Source organism: Rothia sp. HMSC075F09 (assembly GCF_001810515.1).
GTDB lineage: Bacteria > Actinomycetota > Actinomycetes > Actinomycetales > Micrococcaceae > Rothia.
This window is the reverse complement of record NZ_KV801780.1, coordinates 206,420-225,598: the sequence shown is the minus strand read 5'-3', so window position 1 is coordinate 225,598 and position 19,179 is coordinate 206,420. Positions and strand designations below refer to the sequence as shown.

Here is a 19,179-nt window from a genome sequence, read left to right as displayed (position 1 = left end):
TGGCGCGGAAGCGGCGGAGAAGCAGGGGAGTAGGAGCGGTCTTTCTGGTTCCGGTTGTCGGAATTTTTACCTTCACCCCGTAGCATAAAAAATTATTGATATATCGGGGTGCGGGGCGTACTCTGATACGACTAACTATCAACGCAGATTTGAAAGGAACATCATGCGTTCAGTTGTTATGGAAGCCCCCGGCAAGGTCGTCGTCAACGAAGTTGAGAAGCCGACCCTGCTCGAACCCACCGACGCCATCATCAAGCTCGCAGCATCCTGCATCTGCGGCTCCGACCTGTGGCCCTACCGCGGCGCAGACGCAAAGCCCGTCGACCACCGGGCAATGGGCCACGAATACATCGGCGAAGTCGTCGAAGTAGGCTCCGAGGTCACCACCGTAGCCCCCGGCGACTTCGTCGTAGGCTCCTTCTGCATCTCCTGCGGCGAATGCGAAACCTGCACCGCAGGCTACCCCTCCCGCTGCCTCAAGGCAATCGCGGCAGGCGACACTTACATCGGCATGCGCTCCAACGGCACCCAGGCAGAATACGCCCGCGTACCCTTCGCAGACGGCACCCTCGTCAAGACCCCCGCAGCCCCCACCGAAGAGCAGATCCCGCACCTGATGGCGGCATCCGACGTGCTCGGCACCGGCTGGTACGCAGCAGACGCAGCGCAGGCAGGCCCCGGCAAGACCATCGTCGTTGTTGGCGACGGTGCAGTCGGTCTGAGCGCAGTCATCGGCGCTAAGCAGCTCGGCGCAGAGAAGATCATCATCATGTCCCGCAACCCCGAACGTCAGGCTCTCGCTAAGGCATTCGGCGCAACCCACATCGTGGAAGAGCGCGGCGAAGAGGGCATCGCCAAGGTCATGGAGCTCACCGACGGCGTGGGCGCACACGGCGTTGCGGAGGCTGTCGGCACCCAGCAGTCCTTCGACCAGGCTCTCGGCTGCGTACGCCACGGCGGCTACATCGGCTTCGTGGGCGTGCCGCACGACAGCTCCATCGGCACCGATAAGCTCTTCGGCAAGCAGGTTCACCTGGAGGGTGGCCCCGCCCCCGTGCGTAAGTACCTGCCGACCCTCATCGACCTGATTTACAAGGGCGAAATTGAGCCCGGTAAGGTATTCGACCTGGTTCTGCCCATCGACGAGGCGGCTAAGGGTTACGAGGCAATGGACCAGCGTACCGCCACCAAGGTTCTGCTGACCATGCCGTAATAGCCGGTCGTATCGCCGTTCTTATGCCGGTTCCTGTACCGGTAGCCCGGCGTGTATGCGCTACTAATCCCCGCACCGATCCTGCCGCTCCACGTGAGTGTAGGGTGCCGGTTGCGGGGATTAGTGCATTAAAAATTGGGTTTATTTGCCACCTTTCGGCGAGGTGAGGGACAAATGAGTGAGCCAAGGCATAGAATAAAAGAGCATGATTCGTACAACTCGAAGGATGACAATGACGAAGAAGCCTTTCCCTTCCGACCTCGAAATCGCACTTGCCGCCGATCTTTGGCCTATTAACAAGATCGCAGCAGACAACGGCATCAGCGAAGATCGCCTTGAACCCTACGGCAAGTATGTCGCTAAGGTCCTCCTCGACGAAACCACCAACGCAGAGACCGCCCGCAAGCGCGGCTCCAAGTACATCGTGGTTACCGCAGTCACCCCCACCCCGCTCGGTGAAGGTAAGACCGCAACCTCCGTCTCCCTCGCACAGGGCTTCGCCCAGACCGGCCGCAAGGCAATCCTGGCTCTGCGTCAGCCCGCAATGGGCCCGACCTTCGGCATCAAGGGCGGCGCAGCAGGCGGCGGCTACTCCCAGATCGTTCCCATGGAGAAGCTGAACCTGCACCTGACCGGCGACTTCCACGCCGTCACCGCAGCGCACAACCTGCTTGCCGCCATGATCGACAACCACCTGCACCACGGCAACGAGCTGCGCATCGACCCGCGCGCAATCGAGTGGCGCCGCGTTATCGACATGAACGACCGCTCCCTGCGCAACATCGTCGTGGGCCTGGGCGAACGCATGGACGGCGTGGTCCGCGAGACCGGTTTCGACATCACCAGCGCCTCCGAAATCATGGTGATTCTCTCGCTGGCAACCTCCTTCAAGGACCTGCGCGAGCGCCTGGCAAAGATCGTGATCGGCCTGAACTACGACGGCGAGCCCGTCACCGCAGCCGACCTGAAGGCTGACGGCGCAATGTCCGTCATCCTGGCAGACGCAATCAACCCGAACCTGCTGCAGACCCTGGAGCACACCCCCGCGCTGATTCACGCGGGCCCCTTCGGTAACATCGCAACCGGTAACTCCTCCGTGGTCGCAGACTACGTTGGTCTGGAGTACTCCGACTACGTGATTACCGAGGCTGGCTTCGGTGCCGACATGGGTGCGGAGCGTTTCTTCAACGTCAAGTGCCGCGTTTCCGGCCTGAAGCCGGACGCAGCAGTGCTCGTCGTGACCGTGCGCTCCCTGAAGTCCCACTCCGGCCTGTACAAGATCGTTCCGGGCAAGCCCCTGCCCGAAGGCATGCTGCAGGAAAGCCCCTCCGACGTGGAGAAGGGTGCAGAGAACCTGAAGAAGCACATCGAGATTGTGCGCAACTTCGGTGTTCAGCCGGTCGTGGCAATCAACGCCTTCCCGACCGACTTCGAGTCCGAGCACGAGACCATCCGTCGTATCGCTGAGGAAGCTGGCGCTCGCGTCGCTATCCACCGCGGTGTGGCTGAGGGCGGTAAGGGCACCACCGACCTGGCAGACGTGGTCGCTGAGGCATGTGACGACGTTTCGGATCTGAAGTACACCTACGATCTTGAGGACTCCATCGAGACCAAGATTGAGAAGGTTGCCACCAAGGTCTACGGCGCGGACGGCATCTCCATCGCTCCCGCCGCCGCTAAGCAGCTGAAGCGTTTTGCTGAGCTGGGCTACTCGCACCTGCCCGTGGTTATCGCGAAGACCCACCTGTCCATCTCTTCGGATGCAACTCTGAAGGGCGCACCGACCGGCTGGACCCTGCCCGTGCGCGAGGTTCGCCTGGCTGCAGGTGCTGGCTACGTCTACGCTATCTGCGGCACCATGCGCACCATGCCGGGTCTGAGCAAGAGCCCCGCAGCTGAGCGCATCGGCTTCGACGAGAACGGCGTGATGGTCGGCCTGTCCTAAGGCTTGTCCTAAAGCGGCTGTTCCAGCTGATTTATAGCTAGTGGAGGCGGCGCTCCTTCCCCACAGCGGGGGAGAGGCGCCGCCTTTGCTGTGCCCTATGGTGCTTTTGTGGAGTGCTCTGCCCCAGATACATGGATGTATGCGGGGCGAATACGAGGTGCGCAACGCTTGAGGGCGGGGAGAGCGGAGCTCTTGAAAATAGAGTGAAACTAGGTTGCAGCCAGGCTACAACCGGGCTGAAACTAGGCTGCAACCGGGCTGAAACTAGGGAGAGTGAAGGATCCTGAAACCCCTGGTGGAGGGGTCTTTCAACCTTTCATTGAGGCTTCTAGAGCGCCTGTTTTGAGGGTGAAATTGGTACGTGCTGGTTAATAATTGGGCTCTATTTGTGCTTAAAGGTCAGGTTTTATTAAACAATCTATAGAGGTTGATTTTTTAGTGACACACTGTCTTGCATTTTGTGAAAATACGGCATTGACTAGGTATTTTGCTTTTTGAAAGGGGTTTTAATGGGTGCACTCAGTGAACCTGAATGTGGGGCTGATGTTATTGTTTTGTAATAAAACCTCTACTTTAGGGGGTACCTACAGGGGTAAAACAGACCAATTGATTTTGCCCTCGCGCGAATAATTGTGCAGATTTTGAACGGTGAGCAGTACATTTTTTCCGGTTAATGAAGTTGCAACTACTTGAAGATACTTTTACCTTAACCCTCTACTTCCGCGGAATACCGGGCTAAAACCGGGCATTGAGCCTTCAAGATTGGTGAGCATGAAGCTCAAGTTAAAGGTGCACTAAAGTGCCAAATGAGGGAAAATCTGAAATTGTTTTGGGTGAAATAAGTCACATCAAAACTCGAAAAAAATGAAATTGGTACGTATGGATACCCTAAAAAACACCTGTTTTTATTACAGAATGATTACAATGAGGTGTGGGTCACTAAATCTGGCTCTCCGTACCAAATGGGGTGGTAAAACAGCCCCCAAAAAGTTCGCTACTATTGAGTCATCAAGTAATCGTGAGATTTCTAAAGTCCTCGGGTTGCTTGTGTTTGAGTGAGTGATAGATACCCCTGGGTGTCATGAGAAGCGACTGTGTATCGATGCGCAGTCGCTTCTCTGTTTAACTTTTGAATTTCAGTGGACTTTTGAATTTCGCTGTTTGAATTTCGCTGAACCCTCAGCCGGGCGGGATCCAGCCGGAACCTAATCCGCGCTGAACCCAATCCGTACCGAGCGTGCTCCAGAATCTATTCCCTGTGCATCCCGCACAGGCAACCCGTACATGTATCCCGCGCGGTCAATGCCGAATGCGCTGATAGGGGAGCGAACCGCATAGGCGCATGCTGTGCGGTCACAACCCCTACACTGGAACTATGACTACTTACCCCGAACCCACCCTCATCTTTGAGAACCCCGAACTGACCGTCCGTGCGTTCAGCGTCTCCGAGATGGACAACAGCGTCTACCTCATCACCATGCGCGCCACCGGCGAGCAGGTACTCATCGACCCCGCAGACGACGCAGAAGAACTCTACGCCTACACCCTCGACGCGCTCCTGCACGACTGCCCGCAGCTCGAACTGGCAGACGGCGAAGAACGCCGCGTGCGCGTTATGGAGAGGGACGAGGACTTCAACTCCCTCAAGCCCCGCGCAATCGGTCTGACCGGCATCCTGGTCACCCACGGCCACTGGGACCACATCCGTGCCATTAAGGAGCTCGACCGCCTCACCGGTGCCGTCACCTCCGCAGGCGCCGCTGACGCAGCCGCTATTAAGGAGCAGGAAGACTACACCGTCGAAGAGGAGCTGACCGGCGGCGAAAGCTTCGACTTCTACCTCTCCGACACCGTCATCCGCGCCCTGCACGTGCCCGGCCACACCCCCGGATCCATCGTCTACACCCTCGAAACCACCTGGGAAGACGGCACCCCCGCAACCCTGCTGTTCACCGGCGACACCCTCTTCCCCGGCGGCGTGGGCAAGACCGACTCCCCGCAGCAGTTCGGCGAGCTCTTCTCCAACGTGCTCGAAAAGCTCTTCGGCGGCTTCGAAGACGACGCCATCGTACTGCCCGGCCATGGCCGCTCCACCACCCTCGGCGACGAGCGCCCCCACCTGGAAGAGTGGGGAACCCGCGGCTGGTAAACCGCGCCTGACAGTCCGCCTCATATAAGTGCTGCACCCTCATGCCTTCACCCGCCGCATAATCCGCTGGTGAAAGGCGTGAGGGTGTAGAATTTAAGTTCGAAGATAAGACGAAAGGATTTTCGATGACACCCCGCCCGGCACACGGTAGCACCGCACTCAAAGCGAACGACCTGACCAGTATCCGGGTTCAGGGTGCCCGCGAAAACAATCTCAAGAACGTAGACCTCACCATTCCGCGTGATGCGATGGTCGTCTTCACTGGCCTCTCCGGCTCCGGTAAGTCCTCCCTCGCCTTCGACACCATCTTTGCGGAAGGTCAGCGCCGCTACGTCGAGTCGCTGTCCTCCTACGCGCGTATGTTCCTCGGACAGGTCGACAAGCCCGACGTAGACTTCATCGAGGGCCTCTCCCCGGCGGTGTCTATCGACCAGAAGTCCACCTCCAAGAACCCGCGCTCAACCGTCGGTACCATCACCGAAATCTACGACTACATGCGTCTGCTCTGGGCGCGCATCGGCCACCCGCACTGCCCCGAATGCGGCGAAGAAATCACCCAGCAGACCCCGCAGCAGATTGCGGATATTCTGCAGGAGTACCCCGAACGCACCCGCCTGCAGATCCTCGCACCCGTCGTCAGCGCACGTAAGGGCGAGTTTGTGGACCTTTTCAAGGACTTGCTGACGCAGGGCTACTCGCGTGCCCGCGTGGACGGCGAAACCGTGCAGCTCTCCGACCCGCCCAAGCTCGCCAAGCAGTACAAGCACACCATCGAGGTGGTCGTCGACCGCATCGTCATTAAGGACGGTATTCACCAGCGCCTGACCGACTCCATCGAAACCGCGCTCAAGCTCGCCGACGGCCGCGTACTCATCGACTTCGTGGACCGCGAGCAGGACGACCCCGAACGCACCCGCTCCTTCAGCGAAAACCTCGCCTGCCCCAACAACCACCCGCTGCAGATTGACACCATCGAGCCGCGCGCCTTCTCCTTCAACTCGCCGTTCGGCGCATGTAGTGCCTGCGACGGCATCGGCTCGCGCCTGGAAGTAGACACCGAACTGCTCGTACCCAACCCCGACCTGACCCTCGGCGAGGGCGCTATCGCCCCCTGGTCGCAGGGCAAAGCAACCACCGAATACTGGCTGCGCCTGCTCGCAGGCCTGGGGGAGGAGCTCGGCTTCGATCTGAACACCCCCTTCAAGGACCTACCCGCCAAGACCCGCGCCGCCATCCTGGACGGCAAGGACTACAAGGTTGAGGTGTCCTACCGCAACCGATTCGGCCGCGAACGCCGCTACACCTCCGGATTCGAAGGCGTGAAGGCGTACATTAAGCGCAAGCACGAAGAAACCGAATCGGACTTTGCCCGCGACCGCTACGAACAGTACATGCGCCAGGTCGCCTGCCCCTCCTGCGGTGGCGCGCGCCTGAACCCGACCATCCTTGGCGTGAAGGTCGGCGGCCAGTCCATTGCAGACATTACCGACCTGTCCCTGGCTGACGCGCTCGCCTTCGTGCGCGGCCTGCAGCTCAGCGCCCGCGAAGCCAAGATTGGCGAGCAGGTCCTCAAAGAAATTGACGCGCGCCTGCAGTTCCTGCTGGATGTGGGCCTGGACTACCTGACCCTCTCACGCTCCGCCGGTACGCTCTCCGGCGGTGAGGCGCAGCGCATCCGCCTCGCAACCCAGATTGGTTCCGGCCTGGTCGGCGTGCTCTACGTGCTCGACGAGCCCTCCATCGGTCTGCATCAGCGTGATAACCGCCGCCTCATCGAAACCCTGACCAAGCTGCGCGATATGGGCAATACGCTTATCGTGGTTGAGCATGACGAAGACACCATGCGCGAAGCCGACTGGATTGTGGACGTAGGACCCGGCGCCGGCGAACACGGCGGCGAAATCGTGCACTCCGGCAGCTTCGAGGACCTGCTGAAGAACACCAAGTCCATTACCGGCGACTACATGGCTGGCCGCCGCAGCATTGAGGTGCCCGCATCCCGCCGCTCCGTGGACAAGGAACGCCAGCTGACCGTGCGCGGCGCCCGCGAAAACAACCTCAAGAACGTGACTGTGTCCTTCCCGCTGGGCGTGTTTACCGCGGTGACCGGCGTGTCCGGCTCGGGTAAATCCACCCTCGTCAACGACATTCTGTACACCTCCCTGGCGAACAAGCTCAATGGCGCCAAGCAGGTACCCGGCCGCCACAAGAGCATCGACGGCCTGGAACACCTGGACAAGGTCATTCACGTGGACCAGTCGCCCATCGGCCGTACCCCGCGCTCGAACCCCGCCACCTACACCGGCGTGTTCGACCACATCCGCAAGCTGTTCGCAGAGACCAGCGAAGCGAAAATGCGAGGCTACACCCCCGGCCGATTCTCCTTCAACGTCAAGGGCGGCCGTTGTGAGGACTGCTCCGGCGACGGCACCCTGAAGATTGAAATGAACTTCCTGCCGGATGTGTACGTACCCTGCGAAACCTGCCACGGCAAGCGCTACAACCGCGAAACTCTCGAAGTGCACTACAAGGGCAAGACCATTGCCGACGTACTCGAAATGCCCGTGGAAGAAGCCGCAGAGTTCTTCGCCGCATTCACCCCGATTGCGCGCCACCTGAACACCCTCGTGGACGTGGGCCTGGGCTACATTCGCCTGGGCCAGCCCGCAACCACCCTCTCCGGCGGTGAAGCGCAGCGCGTGAAGCTCGCAACCGAACTGCAGAAGCGCTCCAACGGCCGCTCCATCTACGTGCTGGACGAGCCGACCACCGGCCTGCACTTTGAGGACATCCGCAAGTTGCTCGCCGTGCTGCAATCGCTGGTTGACAAGGGCAATAGCGTCATCACCATCGAGCACAACCTAGACGTGGTCAAGTGCGCCGACTGGATTATCGACATGGGCCCCGAAGGCGGTAGCGGCGGCGGCACCGTCATCGCCGAAGGCACCCCGGAACAGGTGGCTCAGGTGAAGGGCTCGCACACCGGCGCGTTCCTTGCTGAGATCCTGAGCTAGCCGAGAGCTTGAACTAGAGGAAACCTACGTGACTGATACTCAAGGAACTGAACCTAACTCGGGAGCCGAGCGCTCTGCGGGTGCTGCGGGCTTTGGCGCGCGCCGAGACACTGTGAACCGGGGTGTTGTGAATCGTGGCGCTGTGACCACTGCGGACCGTGCCCGGCACATCCTGCACACCCAGCTTGAGGCGGACTTCTGCCAGGCGCCCGGGTCGATTAGCCGCGCCCTCGAAGAGCTGCGCGACTACCCGGATGCCGAGAGCCTGCCGCTGCTCGCCACCGTGCAGCCTCCCTCCGAGAAGATGGGTGCCGCACGCCGCCGCAACGACGACATCTGGGAGTTGCGCGTCGCCAACTACGCGAGCGTTGGCATTCTCTGCGCCAAACATCCGCGTGTGCTGGAGAAGGCGATTGACTACATGCTCGGCGACCAGTCGAACTGGTTGGGCGACTACGCGCAGCTTCGCCAGCTCAACGAACTGCTCACCCCCTACACCCAGCAGGTCAGCGGCACGAGTATCTACTACACGCCCGGCCGCGCCCTGCTGAACTCGGTCGTACCGGAGGGCGTGCAGGCGCAGGAGGTCAAGTGTGCCGTGCCCGGTGTGGGTATGATGCGTCGCGTTGACCCCGCCGAGCTGAAGGCAGCGCTACTTGCCGAAATCACCGGCGAGCGCACTATTCGTAGGGAAGCAAATGCCTCCGCCGGTGCCCTTGAGGTTGACCCGGAGGACACCGAGACGCGCGTAACCCGCCTGCGCGTGGAGCTGCTGGACGCTGAGCAGATTGAGCGTTTCCGCGGGGATAAGCGCTACTCGAACGCGCTGGGCTTTAGCGTGACCCGCCCGGATGTGCTGGTGCTCGCCGCATACCCGGTGGAAGAGGATGCAGCTGATGTACCCGCGGCGGGGGAGAGCGACCCTGCGCTCGCAGACCCTATCGCCCTCGTGGGTGTGAGCGACGATTCGCCGATAATGCGCCAAATCGGTATCGATGTGCTGCCCGCCTGGCGCGGCGCCGGCATCGCCAGCGTGCTGGTGCGTGATGCCGCACGTCTGACCCTGGCGGAAGGGTACCTGCCGTTCTACGGTACGAGCCCCTCGCACATCCTCTCGCAGAGGGTCGCGATGAACGCCGGGCTGGTGCCGACCTGGTGGGAGTACGTCTCGACCAGCCTGAATGACCTGCCCATGGACTAGGTTTGCTTACAGACTAGATTTGCCCGCGCTAGGCATAACGGACATGCGCAAAAGCCCCCGAGATTCAGAGTCTCGGGGGCCTTTTGTCGCTGGTTTCGCGGGGCTCAGGCTTACGAGGGGGCCTGAGTTTCACGCGCCGTGAATTTCGCGTGCTAGTTTCGCGGGGCGGGGGTAGAACCTGACCGGTTACAGCTCCGCGCCGTTGCTGGCAATCACCTCGCGGTACCAGTGGAAGGACTTCTTACGGTAGCGCTCCAGGGTGCCGGAGCCATCGTCGTTGCGGTCCACGTAGATGAACCCGTAGCGCTTGGACATCTGCGCGGTCGAGGCGCTAATCATGTCGATGCAGCCCCATGTGGTGTAGCCGAGCACGTTCACGCCGTCCTCGATGGCTTCACGCACCGCGCGCAGGTGCTGGCGCAGGTAGTCGATGCGGTAGTCATCCTCCACGGTGAGCTCACCGTTCACCTCAACCAGTTCGTCGCGGGCGCCCAGGCCGTTCTCCACGATGAATAGCGGCTTCTGCCAGCGGTCCCAATACTGGTTGAGGACCACGCGCAGGCCGGTCGGGTCGATCTGCCAGCCCCATTCGCTGGAGGGCAGGGTCGGGTTCGCCACGCCACCGAGGATGTTGCCCTCGCCGCGCTCGCCTCGTGCCGGGTCGCCGGTCGCGCAGGTGGACATGTAGTAGCTGAACGACACGAAATCCACAGTGTTCTTCAGGTCCTCGCGGTCCTGCTCGGTGATGTTCAGCTCCACGCCCTTCTCACGCAGGGCACGCAGGAAGTAGCCGGGGTATGCGCCGCGCACGTGCACGTCACCGAATGCGAAGTTCGCCTGTTCCGTCTGCATGGCGGCGAGTACGTCGGCGGGGTCGGGGGTGAGCGGGTAGGTGGGCATGGCAAGAATCATGCAGCCGACCTGCGCGCCGGGTGCCAGTTCGCGTGCCGCAGCGGTGGCGCGTGCGGAGGCGACCAGCTCGTGGTGCATCGCCTGGTACAGGTCTGCATCGCTGAGCTGATCCGCCGGGGTGTTAATGCCGCCGGACATGAACGGCAGATGCAGCATCGAGTTGATTTCGTTGAAGGTCAGCCAGTACTTCACGCGCTTGCCGTAGCGGGCGAACACGGTGCGGGCGTAGCGTTCGTAGAAGCCGATGAGTTCGCGGCTGGTCCAGCCGTTGTACTGCTCCACCAGGTGTAGCGGGGTTTCGTAATGGCTGAGGGTGATGAGCGGTTCCATGCCGTGCTTTTCGAGCTCGTCAAGCACGCGGTCGTAGAAAGCGAGGCCCGCCTCGTTCGGGGTTTCTTCGTCGCCGCGGGGGAAGATACGCGACCAGGCGATGGAGAAGCGGAAGACCTTGAAACCCATCTCCGCGAGCAGGGCGATGTCTTCGCGGTAGCGGTGGTAGAAGTCGATGCCTTCCAGCTTGAGGTTGTCCTCGGTGGGTTCCGCGGTGCGCGGGTGCAGGCCGCCGGCGGGCAGCACATCCTGCAGGCTGGGGCCCTTGCCGTCTTCGTTCCAGGCGCCTTCGAACTGGTTGGCGGCGGTGGCGCCTCCGAAGAGGAACCCGTCAGGGAACGCGCCGAGCGGCTGCGGCTCGGTCAGCGCCGGGTTGGAGTTGGGCAAAGAGGTAGTCTGGGCGGTGATGTGCTGGTCCTGATGCACGGCATCCTCCAAGGTGCTTTAGGTCTTTCTTCTACCCTAGCGGAGGGGGTGGGGGATTACTAGGATTTGCGCTGTTTTGGGACGTTAGCGGGCGCGCAAAAGCCCGGTGTTCTCACACGAAAATTCACGTGAGAACACCGGGCTTTTATACAGCGCTTTTACGCTGAGCTAGGCCGCCGCGGGGCCTGCGCTACTAGTTGGCGAAGCCGAGCGCGAACAGCCACGCGGTACCGACTACGCCCCAGACGACGAGGTTCACGATAGCCGCCATGAAGCCGATCTTGAACCATTCGCCCACACTGAAGTAGCCGGAACCGTAGTACACGCCCGCCGGGCCGGAGGCGTAGTGGGTGATGCCGCCAATCAGGTTGCCCATGAAGCCGAGGAACAGCGCCGCGAACATCGGCGGAACACCGGCAGCTACCGCCGCACCGAGGAACACGGCGTACAGTGCCACAACCTGCGCGGTGTTCGAAGCGAACATGTAGTGGATGAAGAAGTACGCCAGAATCAGGATCGCGAACGCCATGGGCCATGCCATGCCGCTGACGCTGTGTGCCGCCTGCTGACCGATCCAGTCGACGACCTTGAGCTTCTTCAGGTGGTCCGCCATGCCGACGAGCACGGCGAAGAAGATGAGGGTGGACCATGCGCTGGAGTTCTTCGCCATGTCCTTCCAGGTCAGGACCTTGGTCACCAGCAGAATACCGATGCCGAAGAATGCGGCGCTGGTGGCGTCAATACCCAGGGAGGTGCCGGTAATCCACAGGACCAGCAGCAGCGCGAAGGTGCCGAGCATAATCCATTCCTTGGAGCTCATGGGGCCCATTTCGTGCAGTTCCTGGCGGGCGTGCTCGGGTGCGTCGGGGGTCTTCTTGATGGTCGGCGGGTAAATCTTCGACATGATCCACGGCATGACAATCAGCGCGGCAAGACCGGGGACGATAGCGGCGAGCGCCCAGGTACCCCAGTCGAGGTTGATGTTGTGGTCGTGCGCGAACTTCTGCGCCAGCGGGTTACCCGCCATAGCGGTCAGGAACATTGCGGAGGTGATGGTGTTGACCTGCGCCTCGGTCATGAGCAGGTAGGAGCCGAGCTTACGGCGCGATTCGGGGGTTTCGTTGGTGGAGCCGTTGACCTCGGAGAGGGAACGGATAATCGGGTAAATCACGCCACCGGCACGCGCAGTGTTGGAAGGGGTGGCGGGGGCGAGAACCAGATCGGTGATTGCCATACCGTAGGACAGGCCGAGGGAGGACTTGCCGAGCGCACGCACGAACAGCAGTGCGATGCGCTTGCCCAGACCCGTGATGAGGAAGCCGTCGGCGATGAAGAACGCGGCAACAATAATCCAGATGGAGGAGTTACCGAAGCCGGTCAGCGCCTCATTCTTTGCCGCCATCGTGCCGGTAATCATTGCGGCACCCAGACCCACGAGAGCCACGGACGGGGTGGGCAGCGGCTGGAAAATCAGGCCGAGAATGGTACCGACGAAGATGGCGAGCATGTGCATGCCGCGCGGGTCGACGCCTTCGGGGGCGGGAACGAACCAGATGGCGAGGGTCGCTACGAGGATGATGGCAACGTGCAGAATCAGCTTGTTTCGCTGTTTGCGGGCTGCGCTCACCTCCTGGCTGGGGGCAGCGGCTGCTGCTGTGTTGGTGGACTGTGTCATGTCCGTACTCCTTATGTGAAACGTACAGTTTGGTCCGTGGTGGGTGGTTCCGCCACGGTGTGTGCGTTTCTTCTGCGTTGTCATGCTGTGTTGTGTACTTATGGCAACGTGTGGGATGCCACGTAGTCTTTTAATCGTAATGGTTTGGATTCACGGAGTGAAGAAAATCGGCATAAAAAATGTGAATATGGCGGGGTGTATCGGCGGCTGGGATTCCGCGGGGCGTCGGCGATGACTTTGCACAGATTCAGAGGGAATCGGCGTGAGGCGTAGCGGGGGAGTGCCGCCTCCTGAACTACTTCCGGGCTGCCTCTGGGGCGCCTACAGGTCGCTCCTGAGACGCCCCACCGACCATGCACCGTAGTGACGGGCGTAACCGTAAAATAGGAACGTGCAGATTATTCGAGAGACCGGCCCCGAATCCGGCGATATCCTCATTCACCACGACCAGACGGTGCAGATGCTCCGCGAGGTGGCAAGCGGGCAGCGTGAAGCCACCTTGCGCATGTATCAGCCGAACCCGACGGTTGCGTTCGGCCGCCGTGACGAACTGAACCCCGGCTTCGCGGAGGCCTCCGCGGCGTGCGCCGAGCACGGCTTTGAGGTGCTGGTGCGCAAGGTCGGTGGGCACGCCGCCGCCTACCATCAGGGGTGCCTGGTCGTGGACCATTTTCAGCCCGCCACCGACGCCCGCAGCGGCAACACCCTACGCTACGAACTCTTCGGTTCCATGTACGCGCAGGCGCTACGCGAAGTCGGCGTGGATGCGCGCATGGGTGAAATCCCGGGGGAGTACTGCCCCGGCGAGTATTCGGTGCACGCGCAGCTTCCCGCCTCCGCAGGTGGCGGCCGCATTAAACTGGTCGGCACCGCCCAGCGTGTGGTGACCGGCGGCTGGTGGTTTAGCACCGGCATCGTGGTCTCTGATTCTGCACCCCTGCGGGCGGTCACCGCGGATGTGTACCGTGCCCTCGGCATGGAGCTGGACCCCGCCACGGTCGGCGCGGCGCAGGACGCGAACCCCGCCCTGCTCATGGAAGACCTGGAAGACGCCATCGTTGAGGTGTACGCCCAAAACGGCTTTCACTAGGTTGTTTTATTTCTGACTTTTATCCGTAACTTATTCGATATATCCCCACCTGAAGCGAAGGAGCATCCATGCGTTGGGCACAGATTAAAGACTCGAAGGGCAGCCGCGCGGTCTGCTTCTTCGAAGAGACCGTGTACGAGCTTCCGGCGAAGCTCAGCCCGCTACTGAATTTCTACAGCCGGTTCCGGCTGAACTTTGGCGACCCGAAGAACGCCGTGGCGATCCTGAAGGAGAACGGCGCGACCGTCATGGGTCACGGCGAGGAGCTGTGGAACTCCCTACCCTTTATTCGCCCACTGGATAAGCCCGGCAAGATTGTGTGCGCCGGCCTGAACTACCGCGACCACGCCGCGGAAATGAACCTTGAGGTGCCTGAGCATCCGGCGCTGTTCGCGAAGTTCCCGAACGCGCTGATTGGCCCCGGCGAGCAGATCCGCATGCCCGCTGATGACGGCACCGGCAGCACGAAGGTCGACTGGGAGGTTGAGCTGTGCCTGGTCGTGGGCGCTCGCCTGCGTAATGCCACGGAGGAGCAGGCGCTTGAGGCTCTGATGGGGTACACGGTCATGAATGATGTGTCGGTGCGTGACTGGCAGGGTCGTTCCTCGGAGTGGTTCCAGGGTAAGAACTGGGATGCGATGACTCCGTTCGGTCCGGTGATTGTGAGCCCCGATGAGGTTGACCCGGTTGCCGGCCTGGAGCTGGTCTGCGAGGTGGACGGCGTGGTGCGTCAGCGCGGCACGACGGCGGATATGGTGTTCACCCCGGCGCAGCTGCTGTCCTATATTTCGCGGTTCATGACCCTGGAGCCGGGCGACCTGGTGGCGACGGGTACCCCGGCGGGGGTTGGCCTATCGTTGCATCCGCGTCAGTGGTTGAAACCGGGTCAGACGGTGCGTACCCGCATTGAGGGTATTGGCGAGTTGGTGAATGTCTGTTCGGAGGCGGGCGCGCTGTAACTATTTTGCGCTGTAGCTAACCCGTGGCGCCGTGGTTTCCCCTGGCTCTGTGAGCAACTGCTGATGAACCCACGTGAACCCACGCGGGGGGCTGCTGGCATATGCTGCGGGGCGCACCCGCGGTAGCTAAGGTGAATATATATGCACTCCGCATGTGTTTTTAAGGCACATGCGGAGTGCTTTTTTGCATTGATAAAGCCTCCGGTGGGCGGCTTGGATTCGTTACTGGGAGCTGCGTTCGGCACCTGAGGTGGGGGAATGGCGCGTATGCATGGTTACACGCTGTCAAACACACAGAAACTTTGAACTTTTACGTAAATTTTAGGGTTTTACGTGGGTTTTGAGGGGTCAGCGAGGTGAAGCGCAGGGTGCCCCTGTTGGGTGATGGTTACCAGAAAATTGCTCTTTGAGGGGTGGCTGGGTGCCCGTCTCGGTGCATGGGGTGCTATCTGCTCTCGGTGCAGAATCTCAGATTGTGGTCACCTGTGAGAAATTCAACAGGGAGTTTTGGCGCGTCTTTTGGGGAATTTTAAGGTTTAAGGTTTAGTTCCCCGTGCGCATTTTTCGTTTTCTTCACATCACCATCGCTTGACTAGGAGTAAAGCCTAAACACTGCGGTGCAAATTCTGCGTCTTCAAACACCAATAAATGCACAAAGGTGCAAGGAGATGTGACTCTAAACCTGAACCTTTATCAAAAAATCGGTGCCCAAAATCACAAACTCGTTTTGCGTTCACCCAAAAGACTATGTAGGGTATGGGGATTATCTGAGAGTTTCCTGAGAACTCCTGCCAGAAGATTAGGACCCACCCGGGCACACCCTCAGATGCATATTTCACTCACGTCCGTGTTTGTTCATACAAACGCACTCACTCAAATAAGCCGACACGAACGAAAGAAAAACATGACCGCAACTGCATCCAAAAACCCGGCACAGCGCCCGGCAAACCGCCGCCGTGCCACCATCGCTGCCTCCGCAGCACTGGCAACCGTCATCACCGGCGCGAACCTCCCCGCGACCTTCGGTGCAACCGCCCCCACCCGTAACGTAGCCGGTACCACCTGCGTCGACGCAGGCTACCGCACCGTGCCGACCCTGGCGAACCTCACCAACGTGGCGCCCGGTCCGACCTGCTACTGGAACCCCGACCAGAAGGCACAGAGCATCGCGACCCTCGCACCGGTTAACTCCTCCCTCACTAAGGCGCAGCTGACCACCACCGAGAACACCTCGCCCCTCAGTGGTAAGCTCGCCCGTGATTCATTCGCCGCCAAGAAGCTCACCGGCACCGAAGCCGTCGTAGCCAATAGCAGCGAAATCAGCCGCACCTTCCTCGAATACAGTGCCGATGCGGGTAACCACCCCATCACCACCGCCATCAACGCGGGCACTGTGCAGAAGAACCGCGCCCAGACCGTCGGCGGCCACGAAAACATCCCGACCCTCGCCGTGAACTCCGCGAACCCGCACCAGGAGTACGTCGAGGTCGTCTCCCGCGACAACCGCGTCAACGCTAACGCGGAGAACAAGCGCATCCTCACCGGCGGCGTCCCGATCCCGAAGTGGCTTGCTGAGGACCACGGCCTCTCCGGCGACCAGTCCGTCGCCCTCTACGACGAAGCGACCGGCATCTGGCGTTCCTACTTCAAGTTCGTCAAGGATGCAGACGCACAGACCTACACCAGCACCGCCCGCGTGCAGGTGGGCGGTGGCAACGTATCCACCCCCAAGAGCGCAAAGATTCAGTACGACAACGTCGGCCGCGGCAACGCAGGTCAGACCGTCACCATCAACGCACCCGTGAGCATCGACGCGAAGTCCGGCAACGCCCGCACCTCCTACCCGATTGCTCGCGGCGCGAAGTTCCGCCTGGCAAAGAACGTGCCCGGCGCGTCCATCAACGAGACCACCGGCGAGATTACCTACAAGATTCCCGCAGGCACCCGCGGCACCGTGGACATCCCCGTTGCGGTTGACTACCCGGCGACCTACCACGTGTCCTCCGGCGGTTACATGCTCGCTAAGCCGAACTTCGGCGGCGTGGGCGAAGACAACTACTGGCTGACCCTCAAGAACGGCACCTCCTCCGTGGTGGGTATGGCGAACGAGCTCACCCAGATCGGTGTGGACGAGCTCAAGGCCGGCAAGATCAACCACATGGTGTCCATCACCGCGGCTGACTATGCGGCGCTGACTTCCTCCTTCCCCGCGAAGGGTACCGACGGCAAGATTGACGCGAGCAAGTACCCGAACGCACCCCGCGCGGGTCAGCGTGGCTTCCTGCCCGCAAGCTTTGACGTGGAAGAGCACCTGGCAAACACCGGCCACGCTGACGACCAGCTCACCCGCATGATCCTGACCGCAATGAAGGAATACGGCTTCATCCTCACGGACCACAACCTCTTCACCAACGCATTCAACCTGGAGGCGGCAAGCTCCTACGCGCCCTACGCCCGCCAGGGTAAGAACGTGTACAAGGAAGACCCGCAGCTGGCGGCAATGTTCGCGAACTTCGTGCCCAGCGGCTTCACCGGCAACCAGTTCCCCTGGCAGCAGGTGCAGTGGATGCCCGTGAACTACACCGAGTCCGCTGAGAACACTGCACGCCGCGAGGGCACCCAGGTTCTGCCGCAGAGCAACAACCAGGCTGCCGACTCGAACGCTGACGCGCACAAGATTGCACGCCCCGTGACCGTGCGCCGCTCCGCCGTGCGCACCCCCAAGGCCGTGCGCATCAGCGACGCCGAGACTCAGAACGCGGCAGTGAACCAGGCTTCGGACGCCGTGAAGTTCAAGTACCCCTCGGATTCCTACGGTAAGACCGGCACCGGCTCCGGCGTGTTCTACCAGCCCGCCGAGCACCACGCCACCGTCTACTCCGGCGAGACCGCAGTCGCGCAGAGTGTTCACCAGTCGCACAAGGTTTCCCCGAACTACCGTTACGCGCGCGACTACAACTTCCAGGAAATCCAGCAGACCCCGAACTTCCGCCCCAGCCGCTGGGTCAACAAGGAGAAGGTCAACACTGCTGGCGGCCAGTTCTCCAGTGCGGAGACCGGCATCCGCTTTGCCTCCAACGGCAAGACCGGCACCTACTCGATCGACCTGAACACCCACGACGTTACCGGCACCACCTGGGATCTGCGCCGCGACAACGGCACGAACATCACCGTGAACCGCACCGGCAAGGCACCCGCACGCATGTCTGATGTGAAGGCGAAGAGGGGCTCCGCCGCGCAGCTGTACTCGATCCCGCTGAAGGTTCACGTGGTCGATAAGAACAGCCCCATCGCGCGTGAGGACTCCGTCTCCCTGTACTCGGGCACCACCCAGAACGTGGCTGTCCTGAACAACGACGAAGCATCCTTCGGCGCATACAGCCGCGGCGAAACCGTGAAGAAGCTCGAGCTGCTCAACCAGCGCGGCCAGGCCGTCAGCGCATACAGCGACGAATACGGCACCTACCGTGTGGTGACCCTGCCCGACGGCACCCAGGGCATCGCGGTATCTGCTAAGAATAAGCAGGGCTTCGCACCGCTGGTCCGCTACCGCGCAGTGACTGACAAGGGCGTAAAGTCCGCTGAAGGTTACCTGCAGGTGGCAGTCGCCAACCGCTAAAGGCCTGCTAAGGTTGCATACCCGCGAGCATCAGCGCACATAGGGGAGAGGGGCACGCTCAAGAAAGCACGCCGCGCAGGCGTAACTTCCTTGACGTGCCCCCTTTCCTATACATAAGGTGAAAATACTATGACTCAGAGCCACCACGCAGACCAGACCGAAACTAACACCACCCACAACCACGCTGACCATGCCGCAGAACATGCGGTTGCGCATGTATCGGCGCATGTAGCGAACCACGTCGCCGAGCACGCCTCAGGACACGCCCACGAGGCGCCCACCAACGCGCCCCTCCTCGAAGGCAACAGCCCCAAAGACTGGGAGGAGCAGTTCGGCGGATCCGTCGCAATTTTCTCGGCGCTCGCGAACCCGCTACGCCTGGCGATTGCGCACCACCTGATGCACCGCCCGCACAGCGTGAGCGAACTGCACACCTGCCTGGGTATTTCGCAGCCGCTCGCCTCGCACCACTTGCGCATCCTGCGTGAGGCGCACGTGATTGACCGTGAACAGCAGGGCCGCACCACCATTTACCGTCTGAAGGACGACCATATTAGCCACATTGTGGTTGACGTGTATGAGCATACGCGTGAGCATCATGCGGACTAGTCTGCCCTCAAGCTGAGCGTTGCCTGGGAGCCGTTGT

11 protein-coding genes are annotated in these 19,179 nt (G+C 61.1%); 9 read left to right on the top strand and 2 right to left on the bottom strand.

Annotated elements, in window-relative coordinates; translation table 11 throughout:
* The first annotated feature begins 163 nt into the window (after window positions 1-163).
* The 5 genes from HMPREF2749_RS02820 to HMPREF2749_RS02800 all read left to right on the top strand — a co-directional run bounded on the left by HMPREF2749_RS02820 (window position 164) and on the right by HMPREF2749_RS02800 (window position 9,522).
* Entirely contained in the window at window positions 164-1,213 is a 1,050-nt protein-coding gene (locus tag HMPREF2749_RS02820) for a zinc-dependent alcohol dehydrogenase family protein (protein WP_049352871.1), read from the top strand.
* 232 nt (window positions 1,214-1,445) lie between these two features.
* The gene (locus tag HMPREF2749_RS02815; RefSeq protein WP_005508799.1) at window positions 1,446-3,158 is read left to right on the top strand and encodes a formate--tetrahydrofolate ligase; all 1,713 of its coding nucleotides are present in this window, start codon (window positions 1,446-1,448) and stop codon (window positions 3,156-3,158) included.
* A 1,375-nt stretch (window positions 3,159-4,533) separates the two neighbouring features.
* Window positions 4,534-5,307 carry an MBL fold metallo-hydrolase gene (locus HMPREF2749_RS02810; RefSeq protein WP_049338462.1) on the top strand — a complete coding sequence of 258 codons (774 nt, stop codon included), beginning with the start codon at window positions 4,534-4,536 and terminating at the stop codon, window positions 5,305-5,307.
* A 125-nt stretch (window positions 5,308-5,432) separates the two neighbouring features.
* A complete protein-coding gene (uvrA, locus tag HMPREF2749_RS02805) occupies window positions 5,433-8,321 on the top strand; it encodes an excinuclease ABC subunit UvrA (RefSeq protein WP_070593376.1) in 2,889 nt (962 codons plus the stop codon).
* A gap of 28 nt (window positions 8,322-8,349) precedes the next feature.
* The gene (locus tag HMPREF2749_RS02800) at window positions 8,350-9,522 is read left to right on the top strand and encodes a GNAT family N-acetyltransferase (RefSeq protein WP_070593375.1); all 1,173 of its coding nucleotides are present in this window, start codon (window positions 8,350-8,352) and stop codon (window positions 9,520-9,522) included.
* Window positions 9,523-9,708: 186 nt separating this feature from the next.
* Here HMPREF2749_RS02800 and HMPREF2749_RS02795 read toward each other — a convergent pair whose 3' ends face one another.
* A complete protein-coding gene (locus tag HMPREF2749_RS02795; protein ID WP_070593452.1) occupies window positions 9,709-11,190 on the bottom strand; it encodes a glycoside hydrolase family 1 protein in 1,482 nt (493 codons plus the stop codon).
* 193 nt (window positions 11,191-11,383) lie between these two features.
* Window positions 11,384-12,865: an anion permease gene (locus tag HMPREF2749_RS02790; protein ID WP_070593374.1), complete on the bottom strand. Its 1,482-nt coding sequence runs from the start codon at window positions 12,863-12,865 to the stop codon at window positions 11,384-11,386.
* Between the two features lie 391 nt (window positions 12,866-13,256).
* Here HMPREF2749_RS02790 and HMPREF2749_RS02785 point away from each other — a divergent pair, with 391 nt between their 5' ends.
* The 4 genes from HMPREF2749_RS02785 to HMPREF2749_RS02770 all read left to right on the top strand — a co-directional run bounded on the left by HMPREF2749_RS02785 (window position 13,257) and on the right by HMPREF2749_RS02770 (window position 19,142).
* Window positions 13,257-13,955 carry a lipoate--protein ligase family protein gene (locus HMPREF2749_RS02785; RefSeq protein ID WP_049342038.1) on the top strand — a complete coding sequence of 233 codons (699 nt, stop codon included), beginning with the start codon at window positions 13,257-13,259 and terminating at the stop codon, window positions 13,953-13,955.
* A 68-nt stretch (window positions 13,956-14,023) separates the two neighbouring features.
* Window positions 14,024-14,914 carry a fumarylacetoacetate hydrolase family protein gene (locus tag HMPREF2749_RS02780; RefSeq protein WP_049362771.1) on the top strand — a complete coding sequence of 297 codons (891 nt, stop codon included), beginning with the start codon at window positions 14,024-14,026 and terminating at the stop codon, window positions 14,912-14,914.
* A gap of 904 nt (window positions 14,915-15,818) precedes the next feature.
* Window positions 15,819-18,533 (top strand): Rib/alpha-like domain-containing protein, encoded by a 2,715-nt coding sequence (locus HMPREF2749_RS02775; RefSeq protein ID WP_070593373.1) that lies wholly within the window; start codon window positions 15,819-15,821, stop codon window positions 18,531-18,533.
* Between the two features lie 129 nt (window positions 18,534-18,662).
* Window positions 18,663-19,142, top strand: a complete 480-nt coding sequence (locus HMPREF2749_RS02770; RefSeq protein WP_070593372.1) for an ArsR/SmtB family transcription factor — start codon at window positions 18,663-18,665, stop codon at window positions 19,140-19,142.
* Window positions 19,143-19,179: the final 37 nt, after the last annotated feature.